At 65.6% G+C, this 1,055-nt stretch carries 1 protein-coding gene; it reads left to right on the forward strand.

What is annotated here, in order from left to right; all coding sequences use genetic code 11:
* Nucleotides 1-18: 18 nt before the first annotated feature.
* The coding region (locus DBR22_RS21435; RefSeq protein WP_108600657.1) for a tartrate dehydrogenase at nucleotides 19-1,055 on the forward strand (1,037 nt) is incomplete at its 3' end.

Consider the following 1,055-nt stretch of genomic DNA (forward strand, 5'->3'; position numbering starts at 1 on the left):
CAACGAGGAGGTAGGCACATGAGCGCCACCCAGAAATTCAGCATCGCTTCGATCCCCGCCGACGGCGTCGGCAAGGAAGTTGTCTCCGCCGGCCGCCGTGTCCTGGACGCCCTGGCAGAGAACTCCGGCGGCAAGTTCGCTTTCGACTGGACCGAGTTCCCCTGGGGCTGCGGCTACTACGCAAAGACCGGCCAGATGATGGATCCCCAGGGCCTTGAGACCCTGAAGGATTTCGACGCGATCTACTTCGGCGCCGTCGGGTGGGAAAACGTTCCGGACCACATCAGCCTGTGGGGCCTGCGCCTGAACATCACCCAGAACTTTGACCAGTGGGCCAACATCCGCCCGGTGAAGTTCCTGCCCGGCATCCAGTCCCCGCTGCGCAAGGCTGACAACACCGAGCTTGACTGGGTGGTTGTCCGCGAAAACAGCGAAGGCGAGTACGCCGGGCTCGGTGGCCGCAACCTGAGCGGCCGCGGCCCGGGCAACGAGGTGGCCCTGCAGACCGCACTGTTCACCGAAAAGGGCTGCGAGCGCATCATGCGCTTCGCCTTCGACCTGGCCCGGACCCGCACGGTCAAGAAGGTCTCGTCCGTGACCAAGTCCAACGCCCAGCAGTACGGCATGGTCCTGTGGGACGAAGTCTTCAACCGCGTGGCCCTGGACTACCCGGACGTGCAGACCGAAAGCGTCCTGGTGGACGCGATGAGCGCCAAGTTCATCCTCAAGCCGGAGGAACTGTCCGTGGTGGTCGCCTCCAACCTGAACGCCGATATCCTCTCAGACCTCGGCTCCGCGCTTGCCGGCAGCCTCGGCCTCGCCGCCAGCGCCAACCTGAACCCCGAACGCCGCTTCCCGTCCATGTTCGAACCGGTCCACGGCTCCGCCCCGGACATCGCCGGCAAGGGAATCAGCAACCCGATCGGCGCCATCGCCAGCGCCGCCCTCATGCTGGACCACTTCGGACTGCATGAGGAAGCCCGCCTGGTAGAGGTTGCCATCGAGCAGACCACCGCCGCCGGCTACCTGACCCGCGACGTCGGCGGCGAAGCCAA

The sequence above is a fragment of the Arthrobacter sp. HMWF013 genome, assembly GCF_003061105.1.
In the GTDB taxonomy this organism is placed as follows: Bacteria; Actinomycetota; Actinomycetes; order Actinomycetales; family Micrococcaceae; genus Arthrobacter.